General features: G+C 37.4%; 17 protein-coding genes and 1 other annotated feature. Of the genes, 15 read left to right on the forward strand and 2 right to left on the reverse strand.

Annotated elements, in window-relative coordinates:
• Positions 1 to 591 precede the first annotated feature (591 nt).
• From BET01_RS08375 to BET01_RS08445, 15 genes are all read left to right on the forward strand, one after another.
• The gene (locus tag BET01_RS08375) at positions 592 to 1,749 is read left to right on the forward strand and encodes a trans-sulfuration enzyme family protein (RefSeq protein WP_120196349.1); all 1,158 of its coding nucleotides are present in this window, start codon (positions 592 to 594) and stop codon (positions 1,747 to 1,749) included.
• The gene (locus BET01_RS08380; RefSeq protein ID WP_120196350.1) at positions 1,746 to 2,657 is read left to right on the forward strand and encodes a PLP-dependent cysteine synthase family protein; all 912 of its coding nucleotides are present in this window, start codon (positions 1,746 to 1,748) and stop codon (positions 2,655 to 2,657) included. The genes BET01_RS08375 and BET01_RS08380 overlap by 4 nt, the downstream gene beginning before the upstream one ends.
• 321 nt (positions 2,658 to 2,978) lie before the next feature.
• On the forward strand, positions 2,979 to 4,304 hold the full coding sequence (gene aspS, locus BET01_RS08385; RefSeq protein ID WP_120196351.1) for an aspartate--tRNA(Asn) ligase: 1,326 nt from the start codon (positions 2,979 to 2,981) through the stop codon (positions 4,302 to 4,304).
• Positions 4,305 to 4,613: 309 nt separating this feature from the next.
• A complete protein-coding gene (locus BET01_RS08390) occupies positions 4,614 to 4,937 on the forward strand; it encodes a PadR family transcriptional regulator (protein WP_120196352.1) in 324 nt (107 codons plus the stop codon).
• Positions 4,938 to 4,950: 13 nt separating this feature from the next.
• Positions 4,951 to 5,622 carry a hypothetical protein gene (locus tag BET01_RS08395; RefSeq protein WP_120196353.1) on the forward strand — a complete coding sequence of 224 codons (672 nt, stop codon included), beginning with the start codon at positions 4,951 to 4,953 and terminating at the stop codon, positions 5,620 to 5,622.
• Positions 5,623 to 5,719: 97 nt separating this feature from the next.
• Positions 5,720 to 6,733 carry a cobalt transporter CbiM gene (gene cbiM / locus BET01_RS08400; RefSeq protein WP_120196354.1) on the forward strand — a complete coding sequence of 338 codons (1,014 nt, stop codon included), beginning with the start codon at positions 5,720 to 5,722 and terminating at the stop codon, positions 6,731 to 6,733.
• Positions 6,714 to 7,544 carry an energy-coupling factor transporter transmembrane component T gene (locus tag BET01_RS08405; protein ID WP_243117158.1) on the forward strand — a complete coding sequence of 277 codons (831 nt, stop codon included), beginning with the start codon at positions 6,714 to 6,716 and terminating at the stop codon, positions 7,542 to 7,544. Before cbiM ends, BET01_RS08405 begins: the two co-directional genes overlap by 20 nt.
• Complete coding sequence (locus tag BET01_RS08410) at positions 7,541 to 8,281, forward strand: energy-coupling factor ABC transporter ATP-binding protein (RefSeq protein WP_120196355.1); 741 nt, start codon at positions 7,541 to 7,543, stop codon at positions 8,279 to 8,281. The genes BET01_RS08405 and BET01_RS08410 overlap by 4 nt, the downstream gene beginning before the upstream one ends.
• A gap of 161 nt (positions 8,282 to 8,442) precedes the next feature.
• Positions 8,443 to 9,003 carry a nitroreductase family protein gene (locus BET01_RS08415; protein WP_120196356.1) on the forward strand — a complete coding sequence of 187 codons (561 nt, stop codon included), beginning with the start codon at positions 8,443 to 8,445 and terminating at the stop codon, positions 9,001 to 9,003.
• Between the two features lie 169 nt (positions 9,004 to 9,172).
• Positions 9,173 to 9,426: a binding site (T-box leader), on the forward strand.
• A 110-nt stretch (positions 9,427 to 9,536) separates the two neighbouring features.
• The gene (gene tyrS, locus BET01_RS08420) at positions 9,537 to 10,748 is read left to right on the forward strand and encodes a tyrosine--tRNA ligase (protein ID WP_120196357.1); all 1,212 of its coding nucleotides are present in this window, start codon (positions 9,537 to 9,539) and stop codon (positions 10,746 to 10,748) included.
• Positions 10,749 to 10,921: 173 nt separating this feature from the next.
• On the forward strand, positions 10,922 to 11,899 hold the full coding sequence (locus BET01_RS08425; protein WP_243117161.1) for an effector binding domain-containing protein: 978 nt from the start codon (positions 10,922 to 10,924) through the stop codon (positions 11,897 to 11,899).
• A 27-nt stretch (positions 11,900 to 11,926) separates the two neighbouring features.
• Positions 11,927 to 12,487, forward strand: a complete 561-nt coding sequence (locus BET01_RS08430) for an NUDIX hydrolase (RefSeq protein WP_243117159.1) — start codon at positions 11,927 to 11,929, stop codon at positions 12,485 to 12,487.
• Between the two features lie 134 nt (positions 12,488 to 12,621).
• Positions 12,622 to 13,494, forward strand: coding sequence for an aminoglycoside 6-adenylyltransferase (locus BET01_RS08435; RefSeq protein WP_120196359.1), 873 nt, complete (start codon positions 12,622 to 12,624; stop codon positions 13,492 to 13,494).
• Between the two features lie 123 nt (positions 13,495 to 13,617).
• Positions 13,618 to 14,742 carry a helix-turn-helix domain-containing protein gene (locus BET01_RS08440; protein ID WP_120196360.1) on the forward strand — a complete coding sequence of 375 codons (1,125 nt, stop codon included), beginning with the start codon at positions 13,618 to 13,620 and terminating at the stop codon, positions 14,740 to 14,742.
• A 111-nt stretch (positions 14,743 to 14,853) separates the two neighbouring features.
• Entirely contained in the window at positions 14,854 to 15,723 is an 870-nt protein-coding gene (locus BET01_RS08445) for a GNAT family N-acetyltransferase (protein ID WP_120196361.1), read from the forward strand.
• Positions 15,724 to 15,987: 264 nt separating this feature from the next.
• On the opposite strand, the gene BET01_RS08450 is transcribed toward BET01_RS08445, so the two are convergent.
• Positions 15,988 to 16,551, reverse strand: a complete 564-nt coding sequence (locus tag BET01_RS08450) for a MarR family winged helix-turn-helix transcriptional regulator (RefSeq protein ID WP_120196362.1) — start codon at positions 16,549 to 16,551, stop codon at positions 15,988 to 15,990.
• Positions 16,552 to 16,648: 97 nt separating this feature from the next.
• Entirely contained in the window at positions 16,649 to 17,926 is a 1,278-nt protein-coding gene (locus BET01_RS08455; RefSeq protein WP_120196363.1) for an acyl-CoA thioesterase/bile acid-CoA:amino acid N-acyltransferase family protein, read from the reverse strand.
• Positions 17,927 to 18,188 lie beyond the last annotated feature (262 nt).

Genomic DNA, 18,188 nt, shown 5'->3' on the forward strand with positions numbered 1-18,188 from the left:
TGTAAAATTGTCATCTTGTATTTACCTACGATTATCGACATGGTATAACCAAACCCTGTGTCTTTCGGTAAGGTTCGGTAACGAAAGAGATAAAAATGCTTCATTGGTTATGAACAAATAAGACGTTGATACATAAAATACATATAAAACCAGTATGTAAAGAGGAATTAAGTCAGAGAAGGAGAATATAATTATGGAGAACAGAACTTTTATAGGGAACAATGCTACTTGTCTTGCTATAAGCGCTCAGTATTGTTGCATGTCCTGTTTTGCTATAATTAAACATTGGACTTCTGATTGATGACTCGAACGATATCTTGTGAATGAACAAGGGCAGTCCGAATCAGAATTATTCGGGTTGCCTTTTGCATTTACATTTTAGAGGGGGAATAGGAAATTTATATCCACCAGTAGAATGAAACTGTTTGAAAAGAGGAGTAACCTGCTGTCCTAAAACAATGGTTGTGAAAATACTTTAATTTTAAGATACTAGAAAGTTCACAGAGAAATAGACAAGAGTGCAGTAATTCCTGCAATCTTGTACTTATAACCAGTCAAATGATTTTATTCTCTAGAAGGAGGTTTCTTATTTTGAAAAATTATGAGTTCATAGAGTCAGCACTTATACATGGAGGTATCTATGGAGATGAACGCACCGGTGCAGTAAACACTCCAGTTTATCAGACATCAACCTATATGCAGGATGGATTAGGAAAAAACAGAGGATACGAATATTCCCGTACGGGAAACCCCACAAGAGAGGCACTAGAATTGCTGATTGCAGAACTGGAAAACGGAGATGCGGGATTTGCCTTTGCCTCCGGAATGGCAGCAATTACCGCGGTGCTTAGTCTTTTTAAAAGCGGTGACAGGATTGTTATATCAAGCAACGTCTATGGAGGTACGTTCCGTGTGCTGGATAAGGTATTTCAGAATTTCGGATTTCACTATACCATTGCCGATACCACGGATCTTGAAGCCCTTTCTAAAGTACTTACTCCAGATGTCAAAGCATTCTTGATAGAAAGTCCGGCAAATCCTCTTCTAACAGTAACCGATATAAAGGCCGTAGCGGAGCTTGCGAGAAGTAAAGGTGCTCTGCTGGTGGTGGATAATACCTTTTCAACCCCTTATATTCAACGTCCATTGGAATTGGGAGCAGATATTGTCCTTCATTCGGCTACCAAATATTTAGGTGGTCACAGTGACCTTATTGCTGGTCTTGTTGTAGTACGGTCAAAGGAGCTTGGGGAAAGGCTTCATTTCATTCAAAATGCAACAGGAGGTATTTTGCAGCCATTTGACTCATTCTTGCTTATCCGAAGTATTAAAACACTTAGCGTTCGAATGGACCGTCATGTGGAAAATACGCTGGAAATTGTGAAGCTGTTAAAGGGGAATGATGCGATAAAGACAGTTTATTATCCAGGACTTCCAGATGCACAGGGCTATGACATCAACCAGAAGCAGGCAAAGAATGGGGGAGCTATGATCTCTTTTGAGCTTCAAGATGGGTATGATATCAGGAAGTTTTTCGAAAGTCTAAAACTGATTGCACTTGCAGAAAGCCTGGGTGGTGTGGAATCACTGGTGTGTCACCCCGCTACCATGACACATGCCTCTATCCCAAAGGAGATACGGGAGAAAGTTGGTATTACAGATGGGCTTATTCGGCTTTCGGTGGGAATTGAACATGGAAAGGATATTGCCAAAGACTTAGAACAGGCAATCCGGGAGGCAAAGTTATGAGCCTCTATGATTCTATGAAGGATTTAATTGGCAATACCCCCCTTGTCAGACTGAATCATCTGGGGTTTCCAGATGGGATTCAGCTTTATGCAAAGCTGGAACTTTATAATCCATCAGGAAGTGTGAAGGACCGGATTGGAACCTATATGATCCAGGATGCCGTAAAACGAGGAGTGTTAAAGCCAGGAGATACGATCATTGAAGCTACAGCAGGAAATACAGGGCTTGGTATTGCATTTGCAGCTCTAAACCAGGGGTATCGCCTGATCTTCGTAGTTCCTGAAAAGTTCTCTCAGGAGAAGCAGATCCTTTTAAAGGCACTTGGGGCAGAAATTGTCTCTACACCTCTGGAGGAAGGTATGCTCGGGGCGACAAGAAAAGCGGAAGAGTTGCGGGCAAATATCCCTCACTCTGTAACCTTAGAACAGTTTAAAAACATGGCTAATCCACTGGCCCACTATAAGACTACCGGTCCGGAAATTTACCGGGATTTAAATGGTGATCTGGATTATGTAGTTGCTGGTGCTGGGAGTGGGGGCACATTTGCTGGGGTTTTAAAATATTTAAAGGAGCAGGATCCAAAGATTAAAGGAGTACTGGCGGATCCCATCGGTTCTACCATGGGTGGAGGAGAACACGCCAATTATGAGATTGAAGGCATTGGCAATGATTTTGTTGCAGATACCATGGATATGTCTCTTGTTGATCGGGTTATTAAGATTAGTGATGCGGAAGCATTTCATGAGGTGAAAAATATTGCTAGATATGAAGGAATTTTTGCAGGCTCTTCATCTGGGGCGGCTTTGGCGGCAGCCAGAAAATTAGCAGAATCCATATCATATGGTCGGATTGTCGTAATTTTTCCTGATAGAGGGGATCGGTATTTTAGCAAGCATATTTTTGATTGACACTGAATGATTTGTGTGTTATATTCCTTTACAATTATATTTGGAGGTAGCTGCAATGAATCAGTATCAACTATTTGAAAAGTTGAATAGGGACGACGATTTACAGCGCTTGTAACTGTGAGAAATCATAGGTGCAAGCGCTATAAGTGTTGCACCTATGTGGAAAGTATAGGAAGAGCCACATTGGTAAATTTATTTTACTTGTGTGGCTCTTTTTTTGACCATACAGGTGACTGAAAGGTTGTGATCGTATGGGATATATAGATGATATCCTTATGGATTAAAAAGCTTGTATAAAATATTATCCAGGAGGAAAGAAAAATGATAAAGATAGAGGGAATGATAGAAAAAACAATAGTAGAAGCAGAAGAGCTAAGTAACCATATTGGAAAGACAATAAGGATTCATGGCAGTATCTATAAAATTAGAAGAATGAGTGACTTTGCATTTGTCTTGTTAAGAGCAAAAAGAGAAATCGTTCAATGTATCTACTCAAGGGAAATGACCAAGTTTCTATTGGAAGAATTACAGGAAGAAAGTTGTGTAATAGTAACAGCGTATGTAAATGAAGAAAGCAGGTCAAAGAAGGGATACGATCTTCAAATACAAGATATTGAAATCTTGTCTAGACCAGAAGATTCGAGTCCAATTGTAATCAATCATAAGTTAGTTGATGCATCAATTGAAAAATTACTAGATTATCGACCAATTACACTGAGAAATGAAAAAGAGCGAGCGGTATTTAAGATTCAAGAAGGCATTGTTGATGGAATGCGTGAGTTTTTAAAGAAGGAAAAATTTACAGAGATTCGTACACCTAAAATAGTTTATGCTGGTGCAGAGGGGGGCGCTAATATCTTTCATCTTGATTATTTTGGCAGGGATGCATATCTGGCTCAAAGCCCACAGTTTTATAAGCAAATGATGGTTGGAGTTTATGAGAGAGTATTTGAGATTGCACCTGTGTATCGAGCAGAAAAGCACGATACATCTAGACACTTGAATGAATATACCAGTATAGATTTTGAAATGGGGTATATTACTGGTTATGAAGAAATTATGCAAACTGAAACTATGATGTTACAGCACGTCCTACAGTTTCTAGTAAATAATTATAAACCTGAGATATCTTTATTAAACGTAAAGTTACCAAATATAAAAGAGATCCCAGCAGTTAGGTTTATAGAGGCAAAGGAATTAGTAGCAAAAGAATACAACCGGAACATAAATGACTATGACGATTTGGAACCAGAGGAAGAGAAATTGCTTTGTAAATGGATAAAAAAGGAGATGGGAAGTGACTTTGTTTTCATAACTGGTTATCCAACTAAAAAACGACCCTTTTATGCGATGGAGAATAAAGAAAATAGGGAGGAAACACTAAGTTTTGACCTATTATTTAGAGGGGTAGAAATTACTACTGGTGGTCAAAGAATACATTCCTATCAAGAGCAGATTCGTAAGATGAAACAGAGAGGAATGGAGATTGAACAATTTGAAAGTTATCTTATGATGCATAAATATGGAATGCCGCCTCATGGGGGACTTGGATTAGGCTTAGAGCGTTTCACCAGCAGATTATTGGAACAGGAAAATGTAAGATTTTCAACATTATTTCCTAGAGATATGAATCGATTGGTTCCGTAGAGACATAGTGATGATTGGTTGGTTTCTATGATGGAAAATGTGATTAAGATGACATGGTACGGCTTGAGCCAGATACACATAGTGATCACTCTGTCCAAGTCTATTGTTATAATTCAATGAAACAAATTTAACTTTAATTAGAAACATATCAGAATACAAAGATTCCCGGGATTTGATATCCTGGGAATTTTTGTATATTAAATTTATGAATAAGCAATTGACACCTCCACTATCTTGCAATACAATATAGGTAAGAGGTATCTTGCATTACAAGGTAAAGCCGATTAAATTGTACTAGGAGGTAAATTGTTGATATCATCACAGATGTTAAAAGGAGTATTAGAAGGCAGTATTTTAGCTATTATTCAACAGAAAGAAGTATATGGGTATGAAATTTCGCAAACGTTGAAAGGTTATGGATTTGGAGAAATTTCTGAAGGAACAATATACCCTTTGTTACTTAGATTAGAGAAGAATGGTTGTTTGACTTCAGTGTATAGTGAATCCAAGCAAGGCCCTAAAAGGAAGTATTATTTATTAACAGAAAAAGGCAAGCAGGAATTAGAGGAATTTCAAATTAATTTTCAAGAAATGGTGAAGGCAGTTTTTGATTTATTAGAGATAAAAAAATGAAAGGTGATTGATTATGAATAAAAAGACTAAAATGTTATTAAAGGAAAATAATGAATTTGAAAAATATAATTTGTCTGAGCATAGCAAAAATGTCATGACAGATATTGTGTGTTACTTAAGAGGAAGCGATCTTAGTGAGTATAATCAGGAAGTCGTTAGAAGAGATATTGATTATATGCTATCAGATGGAGAAAAGCGTGGAGAAACAGCGGAATTGGTTGTCGGAAGAGAGTATCAGGCTTTTTGTGATGAAATTGTAAAATCATTCCCCAAGCGGACAATCGTGGAAAGGATAATAAGTGATGTCAATAATATTACATCTGCAATAAGCATTATTGCATTTATTTGGTTGTTTGTAAAAGTTACTCAATCTATTGTAGAAGGGACTTCTGTTTTTTATTTGCAAATTACAATGGGCGAAATAATTGGTAATATGATTGCAGTCATAGAAGCAAAAGTTATATTCAACTATATTACACGTAAAGCTTTTGATGAATCTAATATCAATAAGAATAAAATGAAGTATTTTATTCTTTCATGGCTAAAATTAACTTTATTAATCATCATCCCTGTATGCTTTTATATTTTTTTGAAAAGTCCATCATTTCCAATCGGTATGTCAGTAGCGGTTAGCATCGTTTTAATACCATTAGTGATTGGCTATATTTTGGATAAAGTAGAATAGATTTTAAAAATTATCCCCCCTACAGGCTTGTTGCAATATCATAAACCTTTTATAATTATTTTATTTGAAAATCGAATCATGAAAGGTTGGTAATATTATGCATATTCCAGATAATTACCTAAGTCCAATGACATGCGCAGCTATGGGTGCTGTTATGGTCCCTATTTGGACAAAAGCTGTCAAGAAGGTAAAAGAAGAGGTTTCTAGAGTGAAGATTCCAATGCTTGGTGTCGGAGCTGCATTTTCATTTTTGCTGATGATGTTTAATGTTCCTCTTCCTGGAGGTACCACAGGACATGCGGTAGGTGGAACTCTGCTTGCTGTTTTATTAGGACCTTACGCGGCATGTATTAGTGTTACCGTGGCCCTGTTTATTCAAGCATTTTTATTTGGTGATGGAGGCATTTTGGCCTTTGGAGCAAACTGCTTTAATATGGCGTTTGTATCCCCATTTCTAGGATATTTCGTTTATAAATTAATAAAAGATAATGTGAAATCGCAAAAAGGTGAATACCTTGGTATCGCTATTGGTTCCTATGCGGGTATTAATGTGGCTGCCTTATGTGCTGCAATTGAATTTGGTATTCAACCATTATTATTTAAAGACTCTGCCGGTCAGGCGTTGTATTGCCCGTACCCTCTATCTGTATCAATACCAGCGATGACAATCCCCCATCTTTTGGTTGCTGGAGTTGTTGAAATGATCTTTACAGTTGCAATTGTTGCATACATAAAGAAAGTATCTCCAGGTACAATTTACGAAGGCGCAAAAGAAAGAACAAACGCTATTTATGGTTTGATTTTGGGACTCATATGTCTCGCTCCACTTGGTCTTTTGGCAACAGGAACTGCTTGGGGAGAGTGGGGAACAGATGAAATTAAAGATGTGATTACTGGGGGTAATACATTGGGTTTTATTCCAAAAGGTATGAGTGAAGGTTTTAATTTTAGTGCGGTTATGCCAGATTATGCAATTGGTGGTTTGCCAGAAATTGCGGGCTATATTCTGTCTGCCATCGCAGGGGTGGCTGTACTTATAATTCTATTTCGCGTAATTAGCAGTTTTAAGAAAGATAAGGTTGGATCTCACAATGGATCATACAGAAAGTGAAATGACAGATGTACCAGAATGGCTTCTGATAAATGAAAATTATATACCTCTAACGGATAAGGATACTTTTGTTAACAAAAGTATCCTATCTATATTTAGGGTTATATCAAGGATTAAAATGCAGGATTCAATTCAACAAACCCATTTAAAGATAAATGTACCACTTAATGTTTTATGTACCGCGATTCTTTTGATACTAGTATCCCTCACGAAAAGCTTAATTTTTGTTATGATAATAAATGTGTATCTGCTGTCTATTTTATGCGTAACGGATACAGATAGACTAATAAGGATTTTAAAACTGAGTGTAGGTGTTACTCTGTTTACTGCTATTATTATGTTACCAGCATTTATTCAAGGGAATAGCTACAGCAGTATCATGATTACAACAAAAGTATTTGCTTCCATAACGGCAGTTGGATTGCTTTCACATACGACTAAGTGGAGTTTGCTTACCAAAGCGCTTAAGCGATTTTATGTACCGGATATTTTTATACTAATTCTAGATATTACAATAAAGTATATTTATAGGTTGGGAGAATTATCGCTTAGTATGTTTTATGCTTTAAAGCTGAGGTCAGTGGGGAAAAACAATAAAAAATATACATCAATGGCTGGTGTTGCTGGAACCATGTTTCTGCAATCGATGGAAATGGCAGAGGAAATGTATCATGCGATGGAGTGTAGAGGGTTTTCAGGAGAATATCATAGGATGGAAAAATCTAAATTTAAGTGGATTGACTATTTCCATATAGCCATACATATTGGATTTGTCGTTCTTTACCTTTACTTAGGAAGGGTGTTATCATGATTGAGATTAAGAATGTTTTTTACTCCTATTTAGATATCATTGCATTAAATAATATCAATTTAGAAATAAAACCCGGTGAAGCAGTTGCGTTAATGGGGGCTAATGGATGTGGTAAATCTACCTTATTAAAATTGATGAACGGAATTATCTCACCAGAAAGAGGATCTTATCGATTCGATGGTGAGGAAATAACTCATAAGAAACTGCAAGATAGTAAGTTCTCTAAGCAGCTTCATCAGAGAATCGGATTTGTATTTCAAAATTCTGATACACAACTATTTTGCTCCAGTGTCTTTGAAGAAATTGCCTTTGGACCAAGACAGATGGGGCTAGATGAACTAGAAGTTACAAAAAGAGTAAAGGACTGTTTAAAGCTGCTAAATATTGAAAATTTTGAGAATCGAATCCCGTATCATTTGAGTGGAGGAGAAAAGCGTAAAGTAGCAATTGCTTGTGTCATGTCTCTCAATCCTGATGTCTTAGTGTTAGATGAACCTATGAATGGTCTTGATCCAAAGACACAGAGGTGGCTTGTGGAGTTCCTTGTGAAGCTCAATAAAGCTGGAAAGACTCTAATAATCTCTACTCATAATCTGGAACTAGTGCATGAAATATCGACAAGAGCGATTCTTTTTAATGAGGAGCATACCATCGTTGCAGATATGTTAACCAAAGAGCTTCTAAAAGACATTGATTTACTCAAGAAAGTCAACTTGGTGGATAAATATTATCATTAAAAAAATAGATCAAATTACAGCATTCCATTCCAGTTATTTTGTGATGTATGATACATGACATATCCGTACAATATGATAAAATAATAAAAAGGAGCACCAAAAAAGTTTGCCACGATAACGACCTTATTTACCCCCAAATAATTTCATAGAGGAGAAAACATATGAATGAAGTAATTCAGTCTATTTTAACAAGAAGAAGCGTGAGATCTTTTCAAGAGAAGCAAATCTCAGATGAGGCATTAAATGATATTTTAGAGGCAGCTAAATATGCACCAAGTGGAATGGGCAAACAAGACTGGCATTTCTTGGCGGTACAAAATAAAGAGATTATAAAGAAACTTGCTACCGCAGCAAAGGAAGTCATGATGACTTTTCCAATTGAGCACTTTAAAAAGATTGGAAGTAATCCCGCATACGATCCTTTCTATGGTGCACCAACAATCATCATTTCAGCTTATGAAAAAGAATCAGCTTCAGGAGCATCCAATTGCGCAGCAGCACTGGAAAATATGTTTTTAGCTGCCCACTCTATGGACATTGGTTCTTGTTGGATTCATATTTTAGCATTTGCAGGAAATGATGAAAAGGTAAGAAGTATTCTTACGGAACTTGGTCTTCCTGAAAATTATGAGATTTCAGGAACTGCAGCAGTAGGCTTTAACAGCAAGGAAGCGCCAAAGGCTGCTCCTAGAAAAGAAGGTACGGTTACTATAGTAAAATAAGTTACCAATACCATCATTGTAAAATAGTTGTGGATCAATTGTTTTGTTTTTGATTATGAAAAATCAGGAATATAGCAACTTTATATTGACGCCTCACATTTAATATGATAACATACCAAATAATTAAATATTTGCATTACAAAGGATTGCCATGCAATCTGGAGTATAAGAAAAGGCTATGAAAAGAAAGAGTAGCATTTTCGATTCCAAACAGAAAGATGCCGGTTGATGAGAGGCTCGTGGATAGAAAGTGTGAATACCTCTTGGAGCTGCGCACCAAAACTTTTTTAAGGAGTAGGCTGTGACGGAACGCACACCGTGATCAAGTGCAAGGGTATCGCCAAGGCCGTACCCGACGAGGTAGACAGCGTGAGTTGTCTATGAACTTAAGGTGGTAACACGAGATATACTCTCGTCCTTTTGAAACAAAAGGGCGGGAGTTTTTTTATTGCTTAAAAACTTTAACTCTTTGTTTTCTGAATTTCTTATAAATCTGCAAATATTTATAAAAATATCAAAGGAGATGTTGAAGAATGTTAACACCAAAGGAGCAATTACGAATCATCTGTAAGGGAGTAGACAAATGTATCAATGAGGAAGAATTACTTGCAAAACTGGAGAGGTCCTTTTCACAAAATGAGCCTCTTACCATTAAGCTGGGACTTGATCCTTCCGCACCGGACATTCATTTAGGCCATGGAGTTGTACTGAGAAAAGTCCGGCAAATGCAGGAACTTGGTCATAAGGCAGTTATCGTGATTGGAGATTTTACAGGCAAAATAGGGGATCCTACTGGAAAGTCTAAAGGAAGGGTGGCACTTACGGATGAGCAGGTGAAAGCGAATGCCACCACGTATAGCGAGCAGATTTTTAAGATTTTAGATAAAGAACGTACGGTAGTTAGATTTAACAGTGAGTGGCTCTCCAAACTTGGTTTTGAAGATGTCATGCGGCTGGCTGCTTCCACGACCGTTGCCAGAATGCTTGAGCGGGATGAGTTTGAAAAAAGATTTAGTAATGGTATTCCAATTGGAATCCATGAATTTTTCTATCCGCTGATGCAGGCTTATGACTCTGTGGAACTGCATGCGGATATTGAGCTTGGTGGAACAGACCAGACTTTTAACATACTAATGGGAAGGACACTTCAAAAGTCAATGGGTAAGGAGGTTCAGATCGCCCTTTTCATGCCCATATTGGAAGGAACCGATGGGGTGGAGAAAATGAGTAAAAGCCTTGGAAATTATATTGGAATAGACGAACCTGCTGAGGTGATGTTTAAGAAAGTTATGGAGATACCGGATCATTTAATTATCAGATACCTAGAGCTAGCCACAGATGAGCATCCGGATGAAATTGATAAGATCAGACAGCAGTTATCGGAAGGGGAAAATCCAAGAAATATAAAATTTAAGTTGGCAGAAATAATAACGGCTCTCTATCATTCAGAGGAGGATTTACAAAAGGCAGTATCTTACTATGAGGCTGCATTTCGCAAAAAGTCAACGCCTGAGGACATTCCCACGATGATACTGGCGATTGGTAAGGAGACGGTAAGTGATACCATTCCTCAGCTTGTGGCTATGGGATTTGTAAAAAGTAGAAGTGAGTTTTTACGACTTTTAAAGCAAGGTGGAATTCGATTGAATGAGGAGAAGATTGGGGAAGATGATTTAAGTTCGGTCTTATTTAATAATGATGTATTAAAGATTGGTAAAAAAATATTTGTAAGGGTCAATAAGTAAAAAAGCTAATTTATCCAGAAATTTATTGTATTGGACTGTTGATGGATGATATTATGGATTTATAGTTAGCAACCTTAAAAAAACCGGTCAGAAAAAAGTGAAATAAACAATTGACTGGAACACTGTGTCGTACTTTATACTGATTTTAAAGGGGGGATGAGTCAGTGGAAGCAATGACAATTGGAGAGGTTTCTAAAGAGTTTTTCGTATCTGCAAGAATGATCCGTTACTATGAAAAGATTGGTTTGATAGAGAGTAGCAGAAAAAAAGAGTATGCTTACCGGATCTATGATGAGACGGCAGTAAAGCGATTAAAGCAAATTATTATTCTTCGTAAATTGAGAATTTCATTAAAGCAGATCGCCGTTATTTTAAATGATAAAGAACAGTTTCAGGCTTTGGAAGTGCTTCGTGGAAACATGGAAGCTCTTGATGAAGAAATCAATGCACTTAGCACAATTCGAGCCATAATTGATACCTTTATCCATCGGCTTGATGTGGGGATCCGCGGGAAAATCTGTGTAGATATTCTAGAAGACAATGAGCTGATTGCAATTGCCCATGCCCTTATTTCTCCTAAATATCATTTAAAGGAGGACTGCTCAGTGGAGGAGTTAAATCAGGCAAGTGAAAGAATGGAACGAAAAATGGATATCAGGTTTGTATACCTGCCACCTGCTACGGTAGCAACCAGTCAATATGTAGGGGAAAATCCGGAGGAGGTTTCTGGAGATCGAATCCAAACATTGATCAAAGAGGTAGATTTACCGTTGAAAAAACCAGATTTTCGTGTGTATGGGTTTAACAATCCTTCTCCCAAAGAGGGGGAAGAAGAGTATGGTTACGAGTTTTGGGTGACCATTCCAGATGATCTGGAGGTGAAAGAGCCCATAAGAAAGAGGCAGTTTGCTGGTGGTATCTATGCGGCCCATTGTATTAAGATGGGAGATTTTCACGAATGGGGAGTATTTTTTGAGCAGATGCAAGACCATAATGAATATGAGATTGAGTGGCGTGAGCCATTTGGCATGGGAGGGAGTCTTGAGGAGCATCTAAATGCATTTTCTTATTATACAGGAAAGGAATCCGATTTTAAACAATTGGATCTGCTGATTCCGGTTAAGAAAAAGGCAGATGATGCATTAGAGTAGGAGATAAAGGACTCAAAGGGGGATACGGTGATAAAAGCATATTTTGTACGTCATGCCGAACCGGAGCATGGCTGGGGAGATGATAGGACCCGGCCTTTGACAGAGGAGGGGAAAACGGAGCATTTGCATGTAGAGAAGGTTCCCAATATTGTAACCGAAGTAAAGTTTTATAACGAGGTTGAAGATGATAAGCTGAAATTTGCTGTAATTATAAGCCGAACTCAAGGGAAATGGGTTTTTTGCAAGCATAAAGATCGGGATACCTATGAGGCGCCTGGAGGACACCGGGAGCCAGGGGAAGCAATACTGGTTACGGCAATGAGAGAATTGCAGGAAGAAACTGGGGCCATTGACTTTGAACTGAAGCCAGTATGCGTGTATTCTGTCTCTAACAAAAGAGTTACTGGAGAGCAAATTGGAGAGGAATTCTTTGGAATGCTTTGTTACGCTGAGATTCAGACATTTGAAAAGGAACTCCATAGTGAGATAGATAGCATCTGGATTACAAAACATCTGCCGGATAATTGGACATACCCTTCGATTCAGCCAGAGCTTATAAAGAAGGTAAAGCAATTAGGTTATTTTTAACTTAGCCATTGGTTGTAATGAACAGGCTACTGGTGGAGTACACATAGAATATTATGAATAATGGGGATAACTTTACTAATTTAAGTGTGTGAAGGGGAAAAATTAATCCATAAGTCTTTTGGGGGAGAGCGAGAATGAGAAATGAAGCAGAGATGTTTGATTTGATTTTGAATACCGCAAGGGAAGATAGCCGGATTCTGGCGGTTTATATGAATGGCTCCAGGACCAATAAAAATGCAACGAAGGATATTTTCCAAGATTATGATATTGTTTATGTGGTGGAAGAGGTGGAGCCATTTATCAAAGACCGGCTATGGATTGACCGGTTTGGCGAGAGATTATATATGCAGTATCCGGAAGAACATTCTGGCTTATCCGGCGATGAATTTCAATGTTATGGCTGGTTGATCCAGTTTGCTGACGGAAATCGTTTGGATCTGCATGTTGAATCAGTAGAGCATGCGAGAGAAAATATTATGAAAGACCGGTTGTGTGAAATCTTACTGGATAAAAATGGGGTGCTCCCTTCCATGGATTTGTCTACGGATCAGGATTACTGGGTGAAACGCCCCAGTCAGTTTCAATTCCTATGTGCCTGCAATGAATTTTGGTGGTGTCTCAACAATGTGGCAAAGGGACTTTGGCGCGAAGAAATGGTTTACGCTCAAGATATGGTTAATTACTTGATTCGGAAACAGCTTTTAAAGGTCTTATCCTGGAAAGTGGGAATATTAACGGACTATTCTGTTAGTATAGGTAAGTCCGGTAAGTATATGAATCGATGGCTGACACAAGTGGAATGGAACGAGTATTTATCCACTTATTTTTCTGCTGATTTGGAGGAAGGGTGGGAAGCCGTTATAAGAATGTGCCATCTTTTTGATCAAACAGCTAGGTATGTGGGAGATAAGCTTGGGTATGAGTATAATGAGGCAGAAGGAAAAAACAGCTTGAGTTTCTTAGAGCATGTTAGAAGGTTGCCTAAAGATGCGAAAGAGATTTATTGATTTGAAGGAAATATGATAGATTTCCCACTTTCCAAACTCACGTAATAAGTGAGTGAAGTCGCAATATGAGGGGAATACAACAGGCAAACCATAAGGTATGATAGATGGAAAGGGGGGATTCAGATGAAAAAACATATTCATTTAAAGATTGCGGTACTGCGTAAAAAACGGAACATAACACAGCAGGAACTAGGGGATGCCATTGGTGTATCTTACCAGACCATAAGTAAATGGGAAAATGGAGTAACCATGCCTGATATTGGTATGCTTCCAGAACTAGCGGAGTATTTTCATGTTACGGTTGACGAATTACTGGGATTAAGACCATTAGAAGGAGAAGAATATCTTCCTGCTAAAACAGATACAAAGGAGTTTTGGGCCCTTAAACTTGATTATCTGATGCGGACCAGAAAGAACCTCTGGAATAAGGATTATATGAAATTCCTGATTGAACAGGTATGGAAGTTAAATTCTCCAGTAAAGGTCTTAGACTGTGGGTGTGGATATGGCGCACTTGGCCTCTTAATGATGCCACTGCTCCCAGAAGGAAGCACTTATACAGGCCTTGATTTTACGGAGGAACTGATTAAGGAGGGGAAGGAACTGTTTCTTCGCGCTGGAATTCAGGGAACGTTCATTACATCTGATTTCTTTCAATATCAGTTGAGTTACAAATTTGATGTAGTGATTTGTCAGAATGTATTAAGGCATGTCAGTCAGAGTGAACATTTCCTCACTAACATGATTGGTCATGGATCAAAGAATTCTCTTATTATATCTATTGATGTTAACAGAGAATTTGAGTGTGATGGCTTATATGTGGAAGGCATGGAATATAGCTATTTGTGTGAACATTCCGGTCTGAAGAAGGTCTGGAAAAAGGAGCTTGAGAGTGAAGGCCGTGATTATGCTGCTGCGATTAGGACCGCTTTTTGTATGAGAAAATTAGGTTTGGAGCAAATTGAGATCCGAATGAATGACAGGGTCTCTTTTGTATATCCTGAAATGGATGCATATGAACAGCAAGTGGAAGATTTTTTGATAGCGAACCTCTTAAATCGTGATGATAATGAGGGAAAACTAGAAAGAACAGTGCAGTATATGGAAAATCATGGAATGAGTAGAAAAGAGGCGGAAAGCTTTTTACGCAAAAATCAAGTACTTTCAGATTATTTCAGATTAAATCAGGGCATGGTCTCCTATACTCATACACTAGGTGAAATAATTACCTTTGGAAGAAAGGGATAGCGTAGCTTAAGTTTAATTATAATTAAGATTGGGGTAGATATCTAGCTATTTTAGTATATACTTATCTAAGTTCACTATAGGTTTTATTTCACAAATGAGTTAGGAGATAAGATGGAAAACGATTACAGATTTATAAAAGCATATCAGGCTGACAATACCTATAGAAAGTCTTTCAATGAACTGGCTCAGTCTGTATTTGAGCTTAGTTTTGAGGACTGGTATCAAAATGGATATTGGACAGGAAAATATATTCCTTATTCTTTTCTTCATAATGATAAGGTTGTTGCAAATGTCTCTGTGAGTCCAATGAAGTTTATGCACAATGGCAAGAAAAGAAACTATGTTCAACTAGGGACAGTAATGACAGATGAAGCATACAGAAATCAGGGTCTCATTCGGCGTCTGATGGAAGAAGTTGATTCTGATTTTGGTAAGAGTGCTGATGGATTCTTTCTATTTGCAAATGAGACGGTTCTGGATTTTTATCCTAAATTTGGTTATAAGAAAATGGAGGAGCACAGCTTTTATAAATATCCAAACAACCTTTCAGAAATGACGGCTATGAAAATCCCTATGAAATCAAAAGAAGATTATAAGATTTTAGAGGCAGCAGTTATCAATAGCTGCGCTCAAAGTAGCTTATGGATGCTTGAAAATATGGAACTTGTCATGTTCTATGCAACTCAATTCATGTCTGAAAATGTCTATGAGGTGAAGAATGCTTATGTGATTGCGGAGCTTGATGAAGGCGATCTATTCATTGATCAGATCTTTGCCCCGGATAAGGTGAATCTGGACGAAATTATAGCTTCATTTGGTAAAGAAGTTAAAAAGGTGACTTTGGGATTTACACCACTTGATAAAGATGGTTTTTTGTGGGAAGAAAGTATGGATGAGGATACGGTGCTTTATGGAAAGGGAAGTTCTCTGATTGAATTAGAGGGGCTTAAGCAAAGAATTCCTACTTTGTCGCATACGTAATTAGAAGAAAGTAGTAAAATGAGTTGGTGGACGAATAATAGTTGTAAGAAGCTAGAATGGTCTTATCATTTTAAAACAAAGGGATTTATAGGAAGAAAAATAAGTAGTTAATTGACTTGAGTTTGTACAATAACGCCACATTGAAAAAGTATTTCAATGGATATGTATTAAATATCTTTAATCGCGATGGCTGGTTCTTTGTTGTGGTATTTATATTAAAATACAAAATTGGCGGCTAGAAAGTCTAAAAGGAGAGGAAACAGCTTAATCTGTTTTCTCTCCTTTTCTTCTTAGCGAAAACCGTTTCATAAACGTATAGATTTCCTGCTCACTATACGTGTTCGGAACCTTCACATCTTCTTCCATTCCATCAAGCTCTTCTCCATCGAAACGGTAGAGTTTCTTCAATAATTTCCAGAATATTTCTAATTCTTCAGCAGTGAACTCTTTGAACGTGTCTGCCATAAAATCAATAGAAACGCTTTGTCCCGTTTGCGTCATGGTATCCATTCCTAATTCGGTAATAACTACGTTAATAGCCCGCTTGTCTTTGGAACTGGGTGCTATGGATAGGAAGTTTTTTTTCTGAAGACTGCCAATAATCTGAGCAGTATTTTGTTTTGTGGTACCTATTTTTTGCGCGATATTGTTGAGAGTAGCCTGATCGCTGGGAAGATGAAGGATCCCCAAAAGTACCATGTATTGCCTTAAGGTGAGAGGGATACTATATTTATCTCCGGTAACTTGGAGTTTATTTGAAACGGAAATCAAACTGGAAAAAACTTGTTCCATTAAGTGCAATAATTGAATCTCTCTTTCAAAGTCCATGATAATAAATACCTTCCCAATATTCGATTCACTGATCGAATCAATGATTTATTTATTATTATAAGGCAGTACAATATCATGGTCAATGTTATCTTTGTTATTTGTCTCGGAAGAAGTTAATGGTCCGTTGAAAGGATTGGTATTGCCCTTCCGCATTTCCTAATAGAGTCCCTCCTGTTGAAAATATTCCTCCGTTCATTGGGATAGCAGTGGTGAGACTGACAGGGATAATAAATGGCACTGGTAAAGGATGGCCCATGTGAGGATACGATAACAGTTCTACACGGTGTTTATAGTTTCTTCTCTTTAGGTGATTAATTATTTCCTGACATGCTTCATAGCTGTTCCATATGTTATCTTCTTCTCCGCAGATTAAAAGAAGATCGGCATTAGAATCTTCAACTTTAATTCTCGCTTCATCTTTGTTTGAAGAAGCTAATAAGGACTTTTTGTAGGTGTTGCAAAAACCAAAGGGAACTCCATTTTCTATTTGCAGCTTCTGATCTTGGTAGAAATATTCATTATCCACTTTGACAAATGGAAGTGAATTTCTTTTGTAGGACCAGGAAGATACATTAGCCCCGCTCATTAATCCGTTTAAAGCCTGAAAGCAGTAAGCATGTGGTTCTACAGCCACAACCTTTTTAATCTGTGGGTATTTGGAAGCTAGTAGAAGTGCGAGTTCACCTCCTTTAGAGGTTCCATGGATATAAATTTCTTCGGATTTTGTGATTTCATTTGTCTTGATCCAATCAAATATGTTTTCGAAATATTCTAATGGAATTTCTTCCAGTTTTTCTGGCAGATTTTTGGTTGCAAAATAAGAGACGGTAAGAACGTTAAAACCTCTGGAAGCGAGTGGACCTGCCATCAAAGATAAACTATCCAAGTTTCCATCAGAGCCTCCAAGCATTAGAATGGTTTTATGTCTTGAGTGTTCTTTGTAGAAAAGTTGCCCTGTAAAGGTGTCGTTTATTTTTTGAACTACAATATCTTTTGATTTAAAAAATCGTGTTAAGGTTAATTCACGCTGATCCGATGTCGTTTCAAAAGAGATTTTTATTAAAATGGGATGTTCAATGTTAATGTTTTTTGCAATATTTTTACCATAGGAGGTTGTAAGTCTTAGAGAGTAAAGTAAACCAATGGAATTGGCGTTTTCATAAGTACCTTCGATAGGTGAGGTATGTTCTAAATCTACTTCTCCTTTGTCATCTGGCTGAAATATAGCGTAAGAGGAAAATAATTCGCCGGAGCACCAAGGTAATTCCATATGAAAGGTTATTTTTAGATGGCTTAGGGGGCTTAGTTCAGAAATTTTAATATGTATTTTTTCATCTACAAAAGCTTCCTGGTTTTTGATTTCAATCTTCATGTTATTTTCCTTGTATAATGAGTACAAATGGTTTTATCACTATACGTTTCCTTTCTAGAATATGTTCTACATGAACTTAAATAGGCACAGCATATTAGTTGCATTATTTCCGAAAAATTAAAAAACAAATTAGGCAATATATTGACATAAATATCATACAACCACACACCCGTATTGTCAATATATTGTCTAATATTTGAATTGACTTTATGTATAAAAGAGATTGAGGTAGATGTCAATCCATTTAGGAGTATACTTATTA

The organism is Lacrimispora algidixylanolytica, assembly GCF_003609635.1.
Lineage (GTDB): Bacteria > Bacillota > Clostridia > Lachnospirales > Lachnospiraceae > Lacrimispora > Lacrimispora algidixylanolytica.

Excerpts from the sequence above, each read along its gene's own strand:
- cbiM (WP_120196354.1), top strand. The coding sequence starts at position 5,720 with ATGCATATTCCAGATAATTACCTAAGTCCAATGACATGCGCAGCTATG.
- BET01_RS08410 (WP_120196355.1), top strand. The coding sequence starts at position 7,541 with ATGATTGAGATTAAGAATGTTTTTTACTCCTATTTAGATATCATTGCA.
- BET01_RS08405 (WP_243117158.1), top strand. The coding sequence starts at position 6,714 with ATGGATCATACAGAAAGTGAAATGACAGATGTACCAGAATGGCTTCTG.
- BET01_RS08415 (WP_120196356.1), top strand. The coding sequence starts at position 8,443 with ATGAATGAAGTAATTCAGTCTATTTTAACAAGAAGAAGCGTGAGATCT.
- BET01_RS08445 (WP_120196361.1), top strand. The coding sequence starts at position 14,854 with ATGGAAAACGATTACAGATTTATAAAAGCATATCAGGCTGACAATACC.
- BET01_RS08380 (WP_120196350.1), top strand. The coding sequence starts at position 1,746 with ATGAGCCTCTATGATTCTATGAAGGATTTAATTGGCAATACCCCCCTT.
- BET01_RS08455 (WP_120196363.1), bottom strand. The coding sequence starts at position 17,926 with ATGAAGATTGAAATCAAAAACCAGGAAGCTTTTGTAGATGAAAAAATA.
- BET01_RS08425 (WP_243117161.1), top strand. The coding sequence starts at position 10,922 with ATGACAATTGGAGAGGTTTCTAAAGAGTTTTTCGTATCTGCAAGAATG.
- BET01_RS08440 (WP_120196360.1), top strand. The coding sequence starts at position 13,618 with ATGAAAAAACATATTCATTTAAAGATTGCGGTACTGCGTAAAAAACGG.
- BET01_RS08435 (WP_120196359.1), top strand. The coding sequence starts at position 12,622 with ATGAGAAATGAAGCAGAGATGTTTGATTTGATTTTGAATACCGCAAGG.
- BET01_RS08450 (WP_120196362.1), bottom strand. The coding sequence starts at position 16,551 with ATGGACTTTGAAAGAGAGATTCAATTATTGCACTTAATGGAACAAGTT.
- tyrS (WP_120196357.1), top strand. The coding sequence starts at position 9,537 with ATGTTAACACCAAAGGAGCAATTACGAATCATCTGTAAGGGAGTAGAC.
- aspS (WP_120196351.1), top strand. The coding sequence starts at position 2,979 with ATGATAAAGATAGAGGGAATGATAGAAAAAACAATAGTAGAAGCAGAA.
- BET01_RS08395 (WP_120196353.1), top strand. The coding sequence starts at position 4,951 with ATGAATAAAAAGACTAAAATGTTATTAAAGGAAAATAATGAATTTGAA.